This is a genomic window from Calorimonas adulescens, assembly GCF_008274215.1.
GTDB lineage: Bacteria > Bacillota > Thermoanaerobacteria > Thermoanaerobacterales > UBA4877 > Calorimonas > Calorimonas adulescens.
The window spans coordinates 13,853-32,289 of record NZ_VTPS01000001.1; the positions used below are offsets into that span (position 1 = coordinate 13,853).

20 protein-coding genes are annotated in these 18,437 nt (G+C 33.3%); all 20 read right to left on the minus strand.

Going from position 1 to position 18,437, the window contains the following annotated elements:
- Window positions 1-6: 6 nt before the first annotated feature.
- Window positions 7-1,008 carry an RIP metalloprotease RseP gene (gene rseP / locus FWJ32_RS00065; protein WP_149543938.1) on the minus strand — a complete coding sequence of 334 codons (1,002 nt, stop codon included), beginning with the start codon at window positions 1,006-1,008 and terminating at the stop codon, window positions 7-9.
- Between the two features lie 18 nt (window positions 1,009-1,026).
- Window positions 1,027-2,181, minus strand: coding sequence for a 1-deoxy-D-xylulose-5-phosphate reductoisomerase (dxr, locus tag FWJ32_RS00070; protein WP_238988745.1), 1,155 nt, complete (start codon window positions 2,179-2,181; stop codon window positions 1,027-1,029).
- Window positions 2,182-2,204: 23 nt separating this feature from the next.
- Entirely contained in the window at window positions 2,205-3,014 is an 810-nt protein-coding gene (locus FWJ32_RS00075; RefSeq protein ID WP_149543939.1) for a phosphatidate cytidylyltransferase, read from the minus strand.
- Between the two features lie 6 nt (window positions 3,015-3,020).
- Window positions 3,021-3,713, minus strand: a complete 693-nt coding sequence (locus FWJ32_RS00080; RefSeq protein WP_149543940.1) for an isoprenyl transferase — start codon at window positions 3,711-3,713, stop codon at window positions 3,021-3,023.
- Between the two features lie 39 nt (window positions 3,714-3,752).
- The gene (frr, locus tag FWJ32_RS00085) at window positions 3,753-4,274 is read right to left on the minus strand and encodes a ribosome recycling factor (protein WP_238988754.1); all 522 of its coding nucleotides are present in this window, start codon (window positions 4,272-4,274) and stop codon (window positions 3,753-3,755) included.
- A 42-nt stretch (window positions 4,275-4,316) separates the two neighbouring features.
- Window positions 4,317-5,030 (minus strand): UMP kinase, encoded by a 714-nt coding sequence (pyrH, locus tag FWJ32_RS00090; RefSeq protein WP_149543942.1) that lies wholly within the window; start codon window positions 5,028-5,030, stop codon window positions 4,317-4,319.
- A 55-nt stretch (window positions 5,031-5,085) separates the two neighbouring features.
- Window positions 5,086-5,697, minus strand: coding sequence for a translation elongation factor Ts (tsf, locus tag FWJ32_RS00095; RefSeq protein ID WP_149543943.1), 612 nt, complete (start codon window positions 5,695-5,697; stop codon window positions 5,086-5,088).
- A gap of 64 nt (window positions 5,698-5,761) precedes the next feature.
- Window positions 5,762-6,466 (minus strand): 30S ribosomal protein S2, encoded by a 705-nt coding sequence (gene rpsB / locus FWJ32_RS00100; RefSeq protein WP_149543944.1) that lies wholly within the window; start codon window positions 6,464-6,466, stop codon window positions 5,762-5,764.
- A 181-nt stretch (window positions 6,467-6,647) separates the two neighbouring features.
- Window positions 6,648-6,974 (minus strand): hypothetical protein, encoded by a 327-nt coding sequence (locus FWJ32_RS00105; protein ID WP_149543945.1) that lies wholly within the window; start codon window positions 6,972-6,974, stop codon window positions 6,648-6,650.
- 13 nt (window positions 6,975-6,987) lie between these two features.
- Window positions 6,988-8,370 (minus strand): DUF342 domain-containing protein, encoded by a 1,383-nt coding sequence (locus FWJ32_RS00110; RefSeq protein ID WP_149543946.1) that lies wholly within the window; start codon window positions 8,368-8,370, stop codon window positions 6,988-6,990.
- 10 nt (window positions 8,371-8,380) lie between these two features.
- Window positions 8,381-9,112, minus strand: coding sequence for a sigma-70 family RNA polymerase sigma factor (locus FWJ32_RS00115; RefSeq protein WP_162523441.1), 732 nt, complete (start codon window positions 9,110-9,112; stop codon window positions 8,381-8,383).
- A gap of 171 nt (window positions 9,113-9,283) precedes the next feature.
- Window positions 9,284-9,772 carry a chemotaxis protein CheD gene (locus FWJ32_RS00120; protein ID WP_149543948.1) on the minus strand — a complete coding sequence of 163 codons (489 nt, stop codon included), beginning with the start codon at window positions 9,770-9,772 and terminating at the stop codon, window positions 9,284-9,286.
- The gene (locus FWJ32_RS00125; protein ID WP_149544247.1) at window positions 9,762-10,385 is read right to left on the minus strand and encodes a chemotaxis protein CheC; all 624 of its coding nucleotides are present in this window, start codon (window positions 10,383-10,385) and stop codon (window positions 9,762-9,764) included. Before FWJ32_RS00125 ends, FWJ32_RS00120 begins: the two co-directional genes overlap by 11 nt.
- A gap of 18 nt (window positions 10,386-10,403) precedes the next feature.
- Window positions 10,404-10,826 carry a chemotaxis protein CheW gene (locus FWJ32_RS00130; protein ID WP_149543949.1) on the minus strand — a complete coding sequence of 141 codons (423 nt, stop codon included), beginning with the start codon at window positions 10,824-10,826 and terminating at the stop codon, window positions 10,404-10,406.
- A 13-nt stretch (window positions 10,827-10,839) separates the two neighbouring features.
- On the minus strand, window positions 10,840-12,822 hold the full coding sequence (locus FWJ32_RS00135; protein ID WP_149543950.1) for a chemotaxis protein CheA: 1,983 nt from the start codon (window positions 12,820-12,822) through the stop codon (window positions 10,840-10,842).
- Window positions 12,823-12,824: 2 nt separating this feature from the next.
- On the minus strand, window positions 12,825-13,880 hold the full coding sequence (locus FWJ32_RS00140) for a protein-glutamate methylesterase/protein-glutamine glutaminase (protein ID WP_149543951.1): 1,056 nt from the start codon (window positions 13,878-13,880) through the stop codon (window positions 12,825-12,827).
- Entirely contained in the window at window positions 13,880-14,500 is a 621-nt protein-coding gene (locus tag FWJ32_RS00145) for a flagellar brake protein (protein WP_149543952.1), read from the minus strand. The genes FWJ32_RS00140 and FWJ32_RS00145 overlap by 1 nt, the downstream gene beginning before the upstream one ends.
- Window positions 14,501-14,502: 2 nt before the next feature.
- Entirely contained in the window at window positions 14,503-15,357 is an 855-nt protein-coding gene (locus FWJ32_RS00150; RefSeq protein ID WP_149543953.1) for a nucleotide-binding protein, read from the minus strand.
- 6 nt (window positions 15,358-15,363) lie between these two features.
- Complete coding sequence (locus FWJ32_RS00155; protein ID WP_149543954.1) at window positions 15,364-16,398, minus strand: flagellar biosynthesis protein FlhF; 1,035 nt, start codon at window positions 16,396-16,398, stop codon at window positions 15,364-15,366.
- Window position 16,399: 1 nt separating this feature from the next.
- A complete protein-coding gene (gene flhA / locus FWJ32_RS00160; RefSeq protein WP_149543955.1) occupies window positions 16,400-18,430 on the minus strand; it encodes a flagellar biosynthesis protein FlhA in 2,031 nt (676 codons plus the stop codon).
- Window positions 18,431-18,437: the final 7 nt, after the last annotated feature.

The window sequence follows — 18,437 nt, forward strand, 5'->3', positions numbered from 1 at the left end:
CATAATTCACCTACTCAAATTAATAATATCTCTATATGTTATTATAGCAGAAAAAATCATAAGAAGTATAAAACCAATAAAATGAACCGCATTTTCTTTCTCTGGTTCAATAGGTTTACCTCTTACCATTTCAATAAATATAAATAATATCCTGCTTCCATCTAAAGGTGGAATAGGAAAAATATTAAATATTCCAAGGTTGATACTGATAATTGCAGCTAAATTCATAAGATTTATAAACCCTGTTTTGGTAACCTGACCTATTAAGTTAATTACACCGACAGGTCCTACAAATCCACTTAAGTTGAGGCCGGTCAACAGCAAACTACCAAGCGTTAGGATTATAGATTTAGATACTGTATATACCTGCTGCAAACCCCATGCCAATACCAATAAAGGCTTTCTTGATATTTCAGGTTCAATGCCAATTATATACCTCTTGGTTTCTTCATCGTAAATTGGTTTTATACGCAAATTAATAAGCTCATTGTCTCTAAGAATGGTGAGTTTCTTTTCATTATCATCTCTTGATATTTCATCTGACAGTTTAACCCAGTTATTTATTCGCGTATTATTGATTGCTATAATCGTATCACCAGCTATTAATCCAACTTTGTCAGCTGGATAATTATGCATAACGCCCTTTATGGTAGTTGTAGGTACCCCTAAATACATGCCTATTATGAAAAAAAGGAGTACAGCCAGCAGTAAATTCATTGCAGGTCCTGCAGATATAATCAAAAGGCGATTGAAAGGCGATTTAGATGTAAAACTTCCCTCATCTTTTTCCTTTCCATCTTCACCATACATTTGGCAGTAACCGCCAATAGGAAGTAATCTCAAAGAATATTTGGTACCTCCATAGTCCTTACTTAATAATTGTGGACCCATACCTACGGAGAACTCAATGACCTTTACTCCAGTGATCTTTGCCACTACAAAATGACCAAATTCATGGAAAATAATTAATACCGCAAATACAATTAAAGAGATAATTAATGTACTCAAGCTACATCACCTGTTTCGCTAATAAGTTCTTCCACTTATAAACCGTTTAGCAGCAGTTCTTGCCCAATTATTTGCCTCAATAATATCAGCTATTGTTGGATTTTTTATGTTTTTATTTTTATCCAACACATATTTTATTACATCTATAATATCTAAAAAGCCAATGATATTCCTTAAAAAGGCATCCACAGCAACCTCATCAGCAGCATTAAACACAGCGGGATATGTGCCATCTTCTTTCATTATATCATACGCCAATTTTATTGCTTCAAAGGTATCCATATCTACTTCTTCAAAAGAAAGGTTCAAACCGAACAGGTTTAGTTCACCACAATAATTTTCAATCCTCTCAGGAAATGACAACGCATATCCAATTGGAATCCTCATATCTGGTATACTCAGTAAGCCTGTATAACTGTTATCAATAAACTGGACCATTGAGTGAACAATGCTCTGCGGATGTACAATAACTTGAATCTGATCATGGTTTAACCCAAATAGCCATTTTGCTTCAATCATTTCCATGCCCTTGTTAACCAAAGTGGCAGAGTCGATCGTGATTCTTTTTCCCATTTTCCACGTAGGATGTTTTAACGCAGCTTCTGGTGTTACATATTTTAACATATCTTTATTATATCCGCGGAATGGGCCACCAGAAGCAGTTAAAATTATTTTTTTAATATATTTATTTTGGCCATTAATACACTGAAATATAGCTGAGTGTTCACTGTCTACTGGTATTATATGAGATCTATATTGTTTCTCATAATTTTTCACCAGACGACCTGCAACAACCAGGCTTTCTTTATTTGCTAAAGCAAGTCTGCGCCCAAGTTTTAATGATTCTATAGTAGGTATTAAACCTGCAAAACCTGAAATAGCATTAACAATAATGTCGCAGTCTTGTTGTAAAAATTTACCAATATCACTCTCTCCAACATAAATGTCTAGATTATTAAAATTATTTGTTAACTTATATAAATTTTCTTTATCATATATATGTACTGATGGTACATTAAATTCATTTATTTGCTTAATAAGTAGATCAATATTAGTCTTACAGGAGATCCCGATTAACTTGTACTTATCAGAGTTATTCCTTATTATATCTAATGTTAATCTTCCTATAGTTCCGGTAGAACCCAGAACAACAATTTTTTTTATTTGATTCATTTTTCATAACCTCAATTCAATAGTCAAATAAACATAAATCTGTTATTCAAAAATAACAACAAATAAAGATATGCTGAAGCAAAAATCAAACTATCAAACCTATCAAGGATGCCTCCATGTCCAGGTATAATGTTACCAAAATCCTTAATGCCACATTTCCTTTTGATCAACGATGCAGACAAATCTCCAAGTTGTGAAAATAAACTGCCAAAACAACTTATAGCAAACACAACAGGCATGTTAGGCATTGGTATATTGATATAGTTAATAGCATATATGACATATAATAAAGATAATAACGATGAGCAGATTAGACCACCAATTGCACCTTCAACGGTTTTGTTTGGGCTTATCTTAGGAACCAATTTATGCTTACCGAAAAATCTACCAATTAAAAAAGCAAAGGTATCTGTGCCCCAAGATAGTATTAACAAATAAAATGTCATTAAAAGCCCATATTCACTCTGCCTCAATAAAATTAATGAGCTAAAAAGTGTGCCAATATATAATATGCCAAACAAACTCAGGGCTACATCTTCAAATCTGGCCGAATAATGAAATACAAGATATATTAAATAAAATAGAATTAAACACACAAAATAAAAAAATAAGAAAGATGGAGCATATGTTACAAACAAAAATAAAATAACAATAGCTATATAACCTGTAAGGGCATAGGGTGTATGGTTTCCGGCTTTTAAAGCATTAAAAAACTCATGCATAGCTAAAATAGTTATAAAAAGCACGAAAAAATTAAATATATTACCACCCAGAAATATTATAAAAATCGAAAAAGGAAGACCTAATAATGCACTAATAACCCTTATTTTCATTTTATATTAAATACCCCCATATCTTCTTTCTCTTTGTGCATAGTCATATATGGCTTTATAGAGGTCTTCCTTAGAAAAATCAGGCCATAAAACATCTGTAAAATAAAGTTCAGAATATGCCATTTCCCACAACAAAAAATTACTTATTCTTTTTTCTCCTCCTGTTCTAATAATCAGATCAGGATAAGGAATGTCTTTGAAGTATAAAAAATTTTTAAAATTATTTTCATCGATTTCACTAATGCCTGAAGCGATTATACTGTTTACAGCATCTATTATTTCTGCCCTACCACCATAGTTTACTGCAACATTTAAAATAAAATCGTTATTAGACGATGTTAAATTTTCAGCTCTAATTATTTCATCTATAACATACGATGGCAATTCATTAATTCTGCCAATAAATCTTATTTTTATATTTTTTTTATTTATTTCATCAATCTCATTTTTTAAATAATAAACCAGTAGAGTCATCAAAAAATCTACTTCTTCCTTTGGACGTTTCCAGTTTTCTGTTGAAAAGGCATATACCGATAATATTTTAATACCGAGTTTCTTACATTCCGTAATTGTGTTTTTAAGGGTTTCAATGCCTCTTTTATGTCCATGGGTTCTATCATAATTGTGATTTAAAGCCCATCTGCCATTTCCATCCATGATTATAGCTAAATGGTATGGTAAACTATTATGCTCGCTCATTTTGAATCGCTCAGTTTTCAACAAATCACCCCATAATGCTTATATTTCCATTATATCCTTTTCCTTTAAGCTAATTAGATTGTTAATCTCATCAATATAATTATCAGTTAATTTTTGTATTTGCTCTTCAAGGTCATACTTATCATCCTCTGAAATTTCTCCGGATTTTTCTAATTTTTTGATTTCATCTATATAGTCACGCCGTATATTTCTTATAGCAACCTTTTTTTCTTCTCCTATTTTTTTTACTGTTTTTACTAATTCTTTTCGACGTTCTTCGGTTAAATCAGGAAAAACCAATCGAACATTTTTACCATCATTGACAGGATTAATGCCAAGATCAGAATTTCTGATCGCCTTTTCTATTTCTGATGTGATAGACACATCCCATGGTTGTATTAATAAAACTTTTGGTTCCGGTACTGATACATTTGCCACCTGATTAACAGGAAGCTTGGTGCCATAATATTCTACTTTTATACGTTCCAATACCCCTGCGCTTGCTTTACCAGCTCTGATCGTCAATAATTCGTTTTTTAAGTTGCTAACCACTGCTTTCATTTTCTCTTCAGCTCTCTTAGTTAACTCATTAACCACTTTTCATCACTCCTTTACTATAGTACCTATATTTTCTCCCATCAAAATTCGCTTTATATTATTCACACCTGGTTGTGTTAAGTCAAATACAATAATTGGAATTTTATTATCCATGCATAATGATGTTGCAGTTGAATCCATAACACTTAAGTTCATATTCAAAATATCAATATAGGATAAACTGTCAAATCTTTTAGCATTTCGATTAATAAGTGGATCTGAATCATATATGCCATCCACACGCTTTGCAAGGAGTATAGCCTCTGCATCAATTTCTGCAGCTCTTAATGCAGCAGTAGTGTCAGTGGAGAAAAATGGATTACCAGTCCCAGCAGCAAAAATCACAATCCTCCCTTTTTCAAGGTGACGTATAGCTCTCCGTCTGATATAAGGTTCTGCAATTTGCCTCATTTCTATCGCTGTCTGCACCCGCGTTGGAACGCCCCTACTTTCCAAAGCATCTTGTAAAGCCAATGCGTTGATTACAGTCGCCAGCATACCCATATGATCAGCTGTAGTTCTATCCATGCTTATACCGTTTCGGCCTCGCCAAATATTGCCACCGCCTACTACTACCCCCATTTCCACCCCCATTTCTTTAACTTCTTTGATTTGATCACATATAATATTTACCACATCAAAATCTATTCCAAATCCTTTCTTTCCTGCAAGTGCCTCTCCCGATATCTTTAATATGATTCTATTATATATCAAATCCATTTAAAAATCCTCCTATTATTTTGCTTTTAAAAAAGAGAACACCAAGTGTTCCCTTTTATTCCTCACTGTCAAGACCTTCTCCAACTTCATATCTGGTAAATCTTCTTATTATAATATTTTCACCCAGCTTGGCTATTTTCTCTTTAAGAAAATCCTCTATAGTAATATCTGGATTTCTAATATAACTTTGCTCCATAAGGCAATTCTCTTTATAATATTTTTCTAACCGGCCTTCAATTATTTTATCAGCAATATTAGCAGGCTTACCTTCATTCATAACTTGAGCTCTAATGATTTCCCTTTCTCTTTGAATCACGCTTTCTGGAATATCCTCTCTTCTTACATATTGTGGATTAGCAGCAGCAATCTGCATTGCAAGTTCATGAACAAAATTTCTAAATTCACTATTCCTTGCAACAAAATCTGTTTCACAATTCACCTCAATTAAGACACCAATTCTTCCTTCACCATGTATGTAAGATTCTACAATACCCTCAGAAGCAGTCCGCCCTGACTTTTTGGATGCTGCAGCTAGTCCTCGCTCCCTCAGTAAAACTATTGCTTCCTCGATGTTTCCATTCGCATCTTGCAATGCTTTTTTACAATCCATTATCCCTGAACCTGTTCTTTCACGAAGTTCTTTTACCATATCCGGTGTAATAGTCATATTTCATACCCTCCTGTTTCATTTTTAAAGGTAAGAGCAGAAACCCTTACCTTCTTTGAGAAAATTATTCGGCCACTTCCATTTGAACACCCTGTTTTCCTTCAAGTACAGCATCGGCAATTTTTGATGCAATTAGTTTGACAGCTCTTATTGCATCATCATTACCTGGTATAGGATAATCTATTTCATCAGGATCACAATTAGTATCAACGATACCTACTATAGGTATTCCTAAACTGCGTGCCTCTTTTACTGCTATTTTTTCTTTTCTGGAATCCACAACAAAGATAGCACTTGGTAACCTATCCATTTCTTTTATGCCACCAAGATATTTTTGCAATTTTTCTTTCTCTTTAAGAAGTTTTGTTACTTCTTTTTTTGGTAATAGCTGAAAATGCCCTTCTTTTTCCATCTTTTCAAGTTCTACCAACCTGGAAACTCTTGACCTGATTGTTTTAAAATTAGTTAGCATCCCGCCCAACCAACGCTCATTAACGTAGAACATATTACACCTTTCAGCCTCTTCTTTGATGGATTCTTGAGCTTGCTTTTTTGTGCCCACAAATAGTACTGTACCGTTATTGGCTGAAACATCTCTTACAAAAGCATACGCCTCTTCAATTTTTTTCACGGTCTTTTGTAAATCAATTATATATATACCGTTACGCTCGGTATATATATATTCTCCCATTTTAGGGTTCCATCTCCTCGTTTGATGGCCAAAATGGACGCCTGCTTCAAGCAACTGTTTCATTGAAATAACTGACATTTATATCCTCCTCTTTTTGGTTTTAGCCTCCGGCTTTTCATCGCTTCATAAAACCAGTATTGGCAACCTTTGAAGCTTAAAGCCGTGTGTAATAATTTTACCTCATCTAATATATCATAAAGATTAAAAGTTATCAACAATTTATTTAAAAAAGGTGCACTGTACTCATAAATAAATTGCATCATATTTTTATATTGATGTAGTGACCTGATTCCAAAACAGCAACATTATCCACTTTCTCTGCTTCGGATCTACCTGTACTGTTATATTTGTATTTCCTTTTTTCTTGTTCACTATGGCCATTATTATCAGTGATAACTAACATATTATTTTTAGCAGAATTACTTGTAGAGTATACTTTTTTATAAAGATTGTTTATATTATTAATATCCAGAAACATTTCAATATCTCGTGTGTTCTGATTAATATTATGCAGTGTGTTTTTATAACCTTCCATTTCACTAAGTTTGGGTATGATAATCTGCAGATTTAGATTTTCTACGGGCATCCAACCCACCCCCTTAGATTGGCAAAAAAACAATTTGTCTGTCTTTTTCTCTTAAAATTACATGACGATATTCCTGATGTATGTACACTGTGCTATCTCCTATGGTAACCTTAACACCAGGATACAAAATATTGTTAATTTTAATGCTTGCCCTCTCGGATATCTCCATTTCGCTTGACAATTTCTGAAAAGTTTCATTTAGCTCAATAAGCTGTTGCTCAATATTTTTTTTGGTCGCCAACGATTTTTCATACAATAATTTTCTATGATCATCAATTTTATTAAGTTCTGTCTGTCGAAAATAATTTATTATTTTATTAAGTTTCACTAGTTCTCCAGTTAAATGCTCAATTTGATTTTTTATGTTTATCAATGTAGTCTTTTTTTCAGGGTCAACACCTATTTCAATCTCTGTTGATGTGTACATAGGCGAGCCTATACTATTGGCTATAATCTCATTTTTGACTTTGACCGTACTGTTTATTATGACTCCACGTTTACCTTTCATATATATACCACCTTTACAGGTAACTTTACTGTAAAGTATAGCCTCGCAGTATATTGACCCACCAACCTCTATATTAGAATTTTCTATATATTTCGTTGTTAAATCACCAGTACACCTGACAAAACCTTTGCCTTCACCCTGTATACCATTTTTTACAATTATATTTCCATCACTTATTAAAGTAGAAGAATCCATAATGCCATCTATAATTATATCTCCCTTAGCTTTTACAGTAAATCCCATATTTGCATTTCCTCGGATGTGGACAGAACCAATAAAATCTATATTACCTATAGAATAATCGACATCTCCTTTAACTTCAAATACAGGATATACATTTATTTTACCATTAACTAAAACTGGTTGGCCATCGATATCAGCAACTATTTTATTATCAATTAAAACTACATTTTTACCTAAAGGAGGGTTTACCTTACGTCCATTTTTTGCTTTAATTTCTTTTCCCAACACATTTATGCCATCAACTCCTGGCTTGGGATCAATTAAAACGGCGAGCACTTCACCTTTTTTTACATTATAGACTGCACCAAGATCTTGATAATTTACATGACCATTTGGTAAGACCTTTGGTATATAAGAATCATGTTGGATAAAATACTGAATTTTGCCATCTTCTCCATTAATCGGTTCCTTACCTTTTGCTATCTCTATATCTTCATCAAATAGAGGATGTTTTATCACCTCATCAATAATGTTTTCCTTTAAACCATAAACTATCCCTGATTGTTTAATAAGTTCTTCAACCAGGCTGGCTTCTAAGGGTCTGCCACTATCATTGATATGAAGCCGTAAATGAGCTTTCATTTTATTGATATCAAATTTTATAGAAGCATTAACTAACGGATTAAAATTATCATTTTCAGGCATAAGATCACCCTTAGATTGTATAATAGTTTTGTAACATCTGCCTTAATTTGGCCAGTGCTCTAGAATGTATTTGAGAAACTCTCGACTCCGAAACATCCAAAACATGTGATATTTCTTTCAAACTCAATTCTTCATAATAGTATAAAGTGATTATTAATTTTTCTCTCTCATTTAAATTATCAATTGATTCTTTGATTATTCTTTTTTCGTCTTTTATCAATGTTTCTCTTTCAGGCAAGTCGTCTACAGAAATTACTGCAGTTAAATTGTTTTCTAATATATCGTCCAACGATGATATATTAGATGCCACTATCTGAGTCTGTAGTTTATAATAATCTTCTTTAGATATATTCAGTTTATTACAAAGTGCATCTATATCCTCGCCACTTATATCTGTAAAATCCGTTATTTTTGATATATCCTTAATTTTTTTTCTCAAATTACGTGGCATCCAATCTTTACTCCGCAAATAATCTAATATCTCTCCTCTTATCCTGATACTTGCATATGTCTCAAATTTTACACTCTTATCTGGGTTGTAGTTAAGATATGCATTTATTAACCCCATAATACCTTGTTCTACCAAATCGTCATACTCATTCCTAGGAATTCCAGATACTATTAACTTGTTTACGATCTTTTTTACAAGTGGTATAAAACTTATTATAAATTCTTCATCAATTATATTTGATAAGTCCTCATTATTATAATTAGAAACATTTTTTTGCACATTTGCTGCCACATTTATTCACCCCTCATTAATAAATTTCTTTTATAATGAAGGATGGGAAAAAAAGTAATTGTCTTCATATATATTATAGACTTAAGTGTTGACCCATTTATATAGGACTCAAGACCCATATAAAGTAATTCTCTCATATTTCTTGAATTAACCATAGCTATCACTATCCCATTATATTGATTTTTCTCCAAAACCAATTGTCTTCACATTTAAAGTTCCATGCTCTATGTCAAACTCAATAGTACGACCATAATTACCACCCACATCTTCAGATATAATCGGTATATTAAGTTCGTTTAGTATGCATTTAACTGCATCAACATTCCGTCTGCCTATTTTTAGCACATCGTTATTGCTTTTCAATGTAAACATCTGCGCTCCCCCGGCAATCTTGGAAAGTAATTTATTTTTTTGGGCACCAATCTTAATCAAATTGTTATAAAGTGCATAGATTCCTGTATCCGCAAATTTATAAATATTCTGTCCAGCCATATTTTCTTTACTCTTCGGAAGCATAATGTGAACCATTCCGGCAAACTCATGATTCATATCGTATATAATTACACCCACGCATGAACCCAGCCCTACAGTAACTAATTTATCCGGTGGATATGCAATCTTCATATCTGCCATCCCAACCCTGACAAGCTTACTTTCCATTAATTTCAACTCCAAATGCTTTTAGTAATTTATTCAATGAATCTATTTGCGGGATCAAAAAGAAATATCCATCGACATTGTTTTCGCCTTCTATGAAACTCGTTTGAATAAAAAGTACTTTATCACTGACCTCTCCAAAGGATACTGCTGGCACACTCAGGAGAGCACCAGCCATATCTATTGATATAGCCGGGGGTGAAATAAGGAGCTTAATGTTAATCAGCGTAGACAGGGCTGTTATGTATGATCCGGCAAGAATATTACCAATTTCCGAGAGAGCAGAAAGTTCTATTTCATTTAAATGATAGATACCATTATAAGGTCTATTCATCAACATATCTACAAGATAGCAGGCGGAATTCATAGGAAATATAAAAAGAATGTTGCCATCTAATCCTTCTATAATGTCAAAGTATACGCCACACACCTCTGTTTCTGCAGAACCAAGTATGTCAGTAACCTCATTTAACTCTAAAATTCTTACCTGTGGCACATTCATGTTTATTCTTTTACCTACGATTTTGGCAAGAGATGTTATGGCATTGCCAGATCCAATGTTGCTCACTTCTTTAAGAATATCAAGAACCATCTCGTTTATCTTATCTATATCCATCAAGTAATGGCACCTCTCTTATTGAATCGAGAACATTTTTTCCAGATCCAATATTATTATCAATCTTCCATCTATATTTGCAACGCCTTTGATATAAGGATTATTGTTATCAAAGAATTTTTGAGAGATATCTATGTTGGCAATAGATATCCGCTCCACCTCATAAGCTCTATCTGCAATTAATCCCATAGAGAATTCTCCAATTTCAGTAATTATAATTCTTGTTGAGCTATCAATATCTTTCGGTAAAAAATTCAATAGTCTTCTTGTTTCAGCTATAGGGATAATTTCACCTCTTAAATTAATTACTCCTTTTATATAATCCGGTGCTTTGGGAACACGTGTAATTTTACTCGGACGTTCAATTGTCTTGACGTTCCTAATATCAATTCCAAATTCCTGATCATTTAATGAAAAAATAACATATTCACTTGTGTCCATTATTCCAAACCTCCTAATTGATTAAAAAGTTTGTATCAATTATAAGCGCCACATCTCCATCTCCAAGTATTGTGGCCCCTGCTATGCTCTTTATGCCAGATAGGTATTTTCCGAGGGATTTGATTACTATTTCCTGTTGACCTATTAAAGAATCAACCAATATGCCACTGTATTTTTCTCCTCTTTTTGTAATAACTACAGTTAATTCTTTTTGAGGAAGAGAATATTCAGGAACACCCAAAAGCTCTCCAAGCCTGATTAATTGCACTACCTCTCCGCGGAATATCATTACCTCTTTGTTTTGAATAAATTTTATATCATTTCTTTCAATAGTGACAATTTCTTTGATTGAATTTAATGGTATTGCATAAATTTCATTTTTTAAATTAACAAGAAGTGCCTGTATTATTGCCAACGTAAGAGGCAATTTTATGCTAAAAATTGTACCTTTCCCACTATTAGAAATTACATCAACAAACCCACCTAAGGATTCTATCTTGTTTTTTACAACATCAAGTCCTACACCTCTGCCAGATATATCAGTAACCTTTTCTGATGTTGAAAATCCAGGCATAAAAAGATAGTTGATCATTTCGTTATCTGTTAGGTTATCAGCATCACTACTGGAAATCAGCCCCTTTTCAATAGCCTTCTTCTTAATATTCTGGAAATTAATTCCCTCGCCATCATCTTCTACTTCAATAACTACATTATTGCCGTCATGAAACGCCCTCAAATACACAGTACCTTTTGATGGTTTACCTTTTTTTATTCTTACCTCTGGCGCTTCAATTCCATGATCAATAGCATTCCTAATCAAATGAACCAAAGGTTCACTTATTTCATCAATTACAGTTCTATCAACCTCAGTATCCTCTCCTGAAAGCTTTAACTCTATTTCCTTATTAAGTTCTTTTGACAAATCCCTCACCATACGTGGAAATCTATTAAAGACTCGTTCTATCGGTACCATACGTACTTTCATTACAGCATCATTTAAATTTGTGGTTATTCTATCGAGATACTCAATGGTTGTATTTAACTCTGTATCTTGAATGGATGTTTGTATCTTTAAAAGCCGTGTTTTTATTATTATCAATTCACTAACCAAATTCATGAGTTTGTCAAGTCTATCTGTATCAACCCTAATTGTACGCGATGCAACTATTTTTTTTGACTTATTTCCATCTTCTACATCTTCCTTTACAGTATTTAAATTATCCTGTAAATTCGGAATAGCATTTATACTTTCTTGATTTATTTCTTCCACGATGCATTTTTCTATCTCGGCTATAGAATTTATTTTTTCTAAGATATCTTCTTTAGATGCTTTCGAGATTAAAAAAACCGTAAATTGGTTTTCGAATTTTTCATCTTCAATATCCTCTACCGACGGAATAGACTTAAATATATCACCAATTTTTTCCAATATATTGAATACAACATAAGCTCTGGCTGATTTTAGCACACAATCTTTACTAATAAAAACTTCAATGTGGTAACACTTAAAACCACCATTAAAGGCCTTTTTCATTATGTCTCTATCATATTCATTAAAAACTTCAGTATTAACTGATTCAGTCAAAACTTCTCTGTTTTCTTTCAGAGTGTTATAGACACTCAAATATTTTTCAAGGGTGTCAAATAACGATGAGATGTCAGCATCACCCTCGCTACCTGAGATTTCAATATTATTTAAAAGAAGTGCTAGTACATCTGAACACTTCAGAAGCACATCAATCAAATCGGGGCTAACCTTTAATTTGTCAGCTCTAACCTCAGAAAGCACGTCCTCCATTTTATGAGTCAAATCACCCATTTTTGTAAACCCCATTGTTGCTGCCATACCTTTCAAGGTATGGGCTGCCCTAAAGATATTATCTATTAATTCTCTATCTGTAGGATTTTTCTCTATTTCTAACAGTAGTGTATTCAGATCCTCAATATGTTCCTTGCTTTCCTCAACAAAAATTTCTAAATATTGATTTAAATCCATAATTAGAACCCCCTTGCTATCTTTTCAATTTTTTCAGCTATCCTATCCAATGGAAGCACTTCATCAATAAGACCTGTTTCTATAGCAGATTTCGGCATTCCATATATTGTAGACGTCTTTTCGTTTTGTGCAATCATATATACTTCTCTGTCACGCAACTCTATCAATCCCTTTGTACCGTCATTTCCCATCCCCGTCATTATTACAGCTATAATCTTTAGATCAATTTTTGAAAGGCTCGATAGCAGTATGTCAAAACAGGGTTTCAGACCTTTGACAGGTGGTTCATTGCTCAATCCTATAAAATATTTTCTGTCTTTAGCATAGACTTTCATATGATAGCCTCCTGGTGCAATATAAACCGTACCTGGATTAATATTTTCACCGTCTTCAGCTTCTTTTACAAGCATATTAGAGATTTCGTTCAATCGGTTGGCCAGAGATCTAGTAAAACCAGCTGGCATATGTTGCACGATCAAAACAGCAGACGGCAGATCTGCCGGTAATTGCGGTACGACGTACTGCAAAGCTTTTGGACCACCAGTTGAAACACCAATGGCAACTAAATTTTTGAGGTTGTCTTTTAAGTTCATGGTTTGTGTGGCTTTGTGTAGATGGTCAACTCTGGAAACAGGTGACAAATTAAATAGATTAGTTTTGCTGGCCATCAATATTTTTTCAATCAATAACTGATCAATATTCTGAGTTTTAAAATAAATAAAATTAGAGGGTTTCAAAACAAAATCTATTGCCCCCAGCTCAAGAGCCTTTAGGGTAGTTTCTGCACCTTCTTTTGTAAGCGCACTCAACATAATAATTGGTGTTGGTCTAACTTCCATTATTTTCTTAACTGCTGTCAATCCATCCATGATAGGCATCTCGACATCCATCAATACAACGTCAGGACGTCTATCGACAACCTTGCTAACTGCTTCCAGGCCATTGACTGCGGTATCAATAACATACATGTCTTCGGAAGAATTTACAATATCTGAAACGAATTTCCTCATGAAAGCAGAGTCATCAACCACCATTACCTTAACTTTAGATGTAGACATCACTCCATAAGACCTCTCTTTAACAATTTTCTCTGTTCGGCAAAAATAAAACTAACTATTTTTTCTCTACTATTAGTGTCAATGTCCTTGAATGAAATACCTACATCAAAATTTGCCCCATTTTTTACATTTCTGGTTACAACTCCATTCAAACTAAAATTCACTGAACCTGGAAGTGTAAATTCAATTAAAACCTCATCATTGATATTTAATCTTTTATTAGTCGCTAATTTAACACCCCCACCACTTATATCCTTAATTATCCCCTCGTACATAGTCTCATCATCTTTTATCTTAAAATTAGCCTTTATGGAAACCTCTAATCTAAAATTTTCTCTGCGCTGAATTCGTTCAAAAGGGCCTATCTGAGCGATAGTAATCGTATAAACAGGGTCAACCGATTTTTTAACAACTTTACCGTCAAATTGATATATACAATCTTTCGCAATATATCTTAGTTTTACACTTTCGTTTAACGGAATAAATACGTAAGAGTGATGTATGATAGGAACTCCTACAACATAAGTTTGATCATCAATGATATTTTCTATTTTACTTTTGTAAGATTTTCCATCAAAAATTAATTCTATATTTTGCCCCAACTCCAGATTATTTGCCATGTCTAAACCCCCCGGCCTCTTAATAACTGAAACAAGGATTTAAAACCATAACCCTTTTTTGATTTCTGATTCAACAAGATTTCAGTTATATCTCTAATACAACGTGATGCATTAGAGTGCGGATAACGTAAAATTATTGGAGACTGCTCATATATACTTTTGGTAACATTATCATCGTAAGAAATTGGTCCTAGATAATCAACTTTCATATTTAAGTATTCATTTACAGTATTTATAAAATTTTCTGCTATCTGATTGTGATTGGTGTTCTTCTTTACTTTATTTATTGTTAAAAATAATTTTTTTGAGACGAATACATCACTTTTCATATACTTTAATAGACTGTAACCATCAGCAAGAGAAGTTGGCTCAGGGGTTATAACAAGAATAACAATATCACTTATATAGCTAAAACCATAGACTATATTATTGATTCCAGCACCCGTATCTATAATAATATAATCTGCATAATATTCAAGCAGAGATAAATTTTGTATTACAAATTGTAACTGTTCTGTGGTTAAATTTATTAATCTTTCTACACCATTACCCCCTGAGACAAATTTTAAATTTTCAGGTCCATCAGTTAATATATCAAGAATATTTTTACGTTGGTCTATTATATCTTCTATTGTATACTTTGGGACAAATCCTAGTTCAATCTCAACATTTGCCAGGCCAATATCCGCATCAAAAACTATTACCCTATAACCTGCTTGAGACATACAAATACCAAGATTAACACTAAAACTCGTTTTGCCAACTCCACCCTTTCCGCTGGTCACAGTTACAATTTTTGCTTTTTTAATACCGTTATTGCCCTGGACTATTCTTCTTAGAGATTCTGCTTGATCCATATATGTTTATCCCCTTAACAGCTCTTTTACATATTGTTCTGGATTAAAAACAGTTATGTCATCTGGAACCCTTTGACCGTTTGTTACATATGAAGGACTTTTTCCTGAAGCATAGCACACATTAATTATACCCCCAATATTTGTTGTTTCATCCTGTTTTGTAAATAAAAGTGAATAATTTTCTATAAATCTATATCTATCTACTATTTCCTTTAGGTCATCGTCCTTAGTAGTAAGGCTCAATACAAGATATACTCTGGATATATGATATATTTTTAAAAGTGACTTTATCTCATCAAGTTGATAATCATTCTTATGGTTTCTTCCTGCAGTGTCAATAAGCACAAGATCAAAATCTTTATATTCTTTAAGTGCAGCTGTAATTTCTAAGGGATTATTTATTACCTTTGTTGGAATGCCAAGTATATCACCATATTTTTTTATTTGTTCCACTGCAGCAATTCTATATGTATCCATCGTCAATAAGGCAACCTTTAGTTTTTCTTTAAGCACCATATTTGAGGCAAGTTTGGCAATGGTTGTGGTCTTCCCAACCCCTGTGGGACCAACAAATAATACAGAAGTTGGCTTGTTCTCAATCTTTATTAAATCTGGCTTTTTCAATATATTAAGAAACATATCACCCACTTTATATATCGATGATTCACTATCATCGAGAATAATATTATTTTTAATTAATTCTATTATATCATTTGATACTCCTGCATTCCTTATTTTTTTTATCAAATTATGCTCTTGAATAGCTAACTCTTCAGGTTTAGTATTATTTTTCAACATATTTTGAAGTTCATTTATTTTATACTCCAGTTTTTTTATACTTAACTCTTCATGGAATTCTTTTTTGCCTGCCTCCTCGTCAACGGCGGCAATCACCTCAAAAACTGGGCGTGAAAAATAACCTGCAATCCCTTTTTTTCTTACCTTCTGTGAAGAGAGTATAACAGCGTCTTTTCCAAGGTCTTCTTTTATCATAATAAATGCTTTTTGCATATCATCAGCAATATACTTCTTTATTTTCATTTTACACCCTCACAGTCCCTATAATGTTTAATTGGACATCTGAAGTAAGTTCATTATACGATAAGACCACTAGTTCCGGTATTGCTTGCTCCGTGAGCCGTTTAATTTCAAAACGCACAATTGGCTGAGTAAGTATAATAGGTTGTCCACCATATGCGTTGAACTTGGGTATTTCTTTAGATATCGCGCGCAAAAGATTATTAACAAATTCTGGTTCAATACTAACAGTCAATCCTCTTTCTGTCTGTTGAATGGAGTTTAATATTTTGTTCTCAATGTCTTGGTCAACCGCTAGGACATTAATCTTTCTATTTGTAGTATATAAAGAAGTAATATATCGAGCCATAGATTGCCTAACATATTCAGTTAGAATATCAGTATCTCTTGTCAAATTTATATTATCGGAAATAGCTTCTAAAATAGTTGCCAGGTCTCTTATTGATAAACCCTCACGCAAAAGATTACTTAAAATTTTTTGCAACTCACCAAGCGATATAACTTTTGGTATAACTTCATCGACAAGAGCTTTATTTGATTCCTTTATATTGTCAATTAATGTTTGTACATCCTGTCGGGACAATATTTCATATGCGTATTTACGTAATATAGATGTCAAATGTGTTGCAATTACAGACGATAGATCTACCACCGTGTATCCTAATGCTTCTGCTCGTTCCCTATTGTTTTCATCTATCCAAATTGCTGGAAGGCCAAAAGCCGGTTCTTTTGTAGGGATACCATCAATGCCTCCACCCTCTATTTCTCCTCCTGGATTCATGGCCAGATAACGTCCAAACATTATTTCCCCTCGTGCTACTTCAATTCCTTTTAATTTAATTATATACTCATTTGACTTTAAATGGATATTATCTCGGAGTCTTATCATCGGCACGATGATTCCAAGTTCTACAGCTAATTGTCTTCTAATCATCACTATTCTATCAAGCAAATCTCCACCTTGGCTCGAGTCTGCCAATGGTATAATACCATAGCCAAATTCAATCTCAATTGGGTCAACCTGTAGCAATGAAAGAACATTTTCTGGCTTCTTAATTTCTTCAGATTTTTTCACAGAAACAGATTCCTCTAACTTTTCTTCTTTTGCAGAAGTATACATCGTATAACCCAGGTATCCGATTATGCTACTAATTAAAAACATAGGTATTTTAGGAAGAGATGGCATTAACCCAAGTATAGCAATGATAACTGCGCCAAGCATAAGTACTATAGGCTGCTGAGTTAGTTGTTTAATGATATCTTCTCCCATATCATGGATTGAGGAAGACTTAGTAACAAGAATTCCTGAAGAAGTTGAAATAAGGAGGGCTGGTATCTGGCTCACCAATCCATCTCCAACAGTTAAAATTGTATAAGTTGTAAATGCCTGGTCAATGCTCATTCCTTTTTGTACCATTCCAATAATAAGGCCTGCAATAATATCTATGATAACTATTATAAGACCAACAATAGCATCTCCTCTTATAAATTTGCTCGCACCATCCATTGACCCATAGAAATCAGCTTCCTGCTGAATTAATAACCTTCTTTTTTTTGCTTCGTCTTCATCAATGAGGCCGGTGTTTAAATCAGCATCTATTGCCATTTGTTTACCCGGCATTGCATCCAGCGTAAATCTTGCGGCCACTTCTGAGACTCTCTCAGCTCCTCTGGTGATAACTATAAATTGAATCAAGAAAATTATAAGGAACATAATCAAGCCTGTTACAACATTACCACCAACCACAAAATTCCCAAATGCTCTTATTACATTGCCTGCATTGCCTGTCTGTAATATCAGTCTTGTGGTTGATACATTTAGTCCAAGACGCAATAAGGTAGTGAGCAATAGTAATGAAGGAAAGACCGAAAACTCATTAAAATTATGTGCATAGATTGATAGCAATAATATAATTACTGACAAAGATATATTAAATACCAGCAAAATGTCCAGTAAAAATGGTGGTATTGGTACGATAATCATAATAACTATGCCCAATGCAAAGATGCTTACAACAATGTTACCAATTTTCATCAAATCA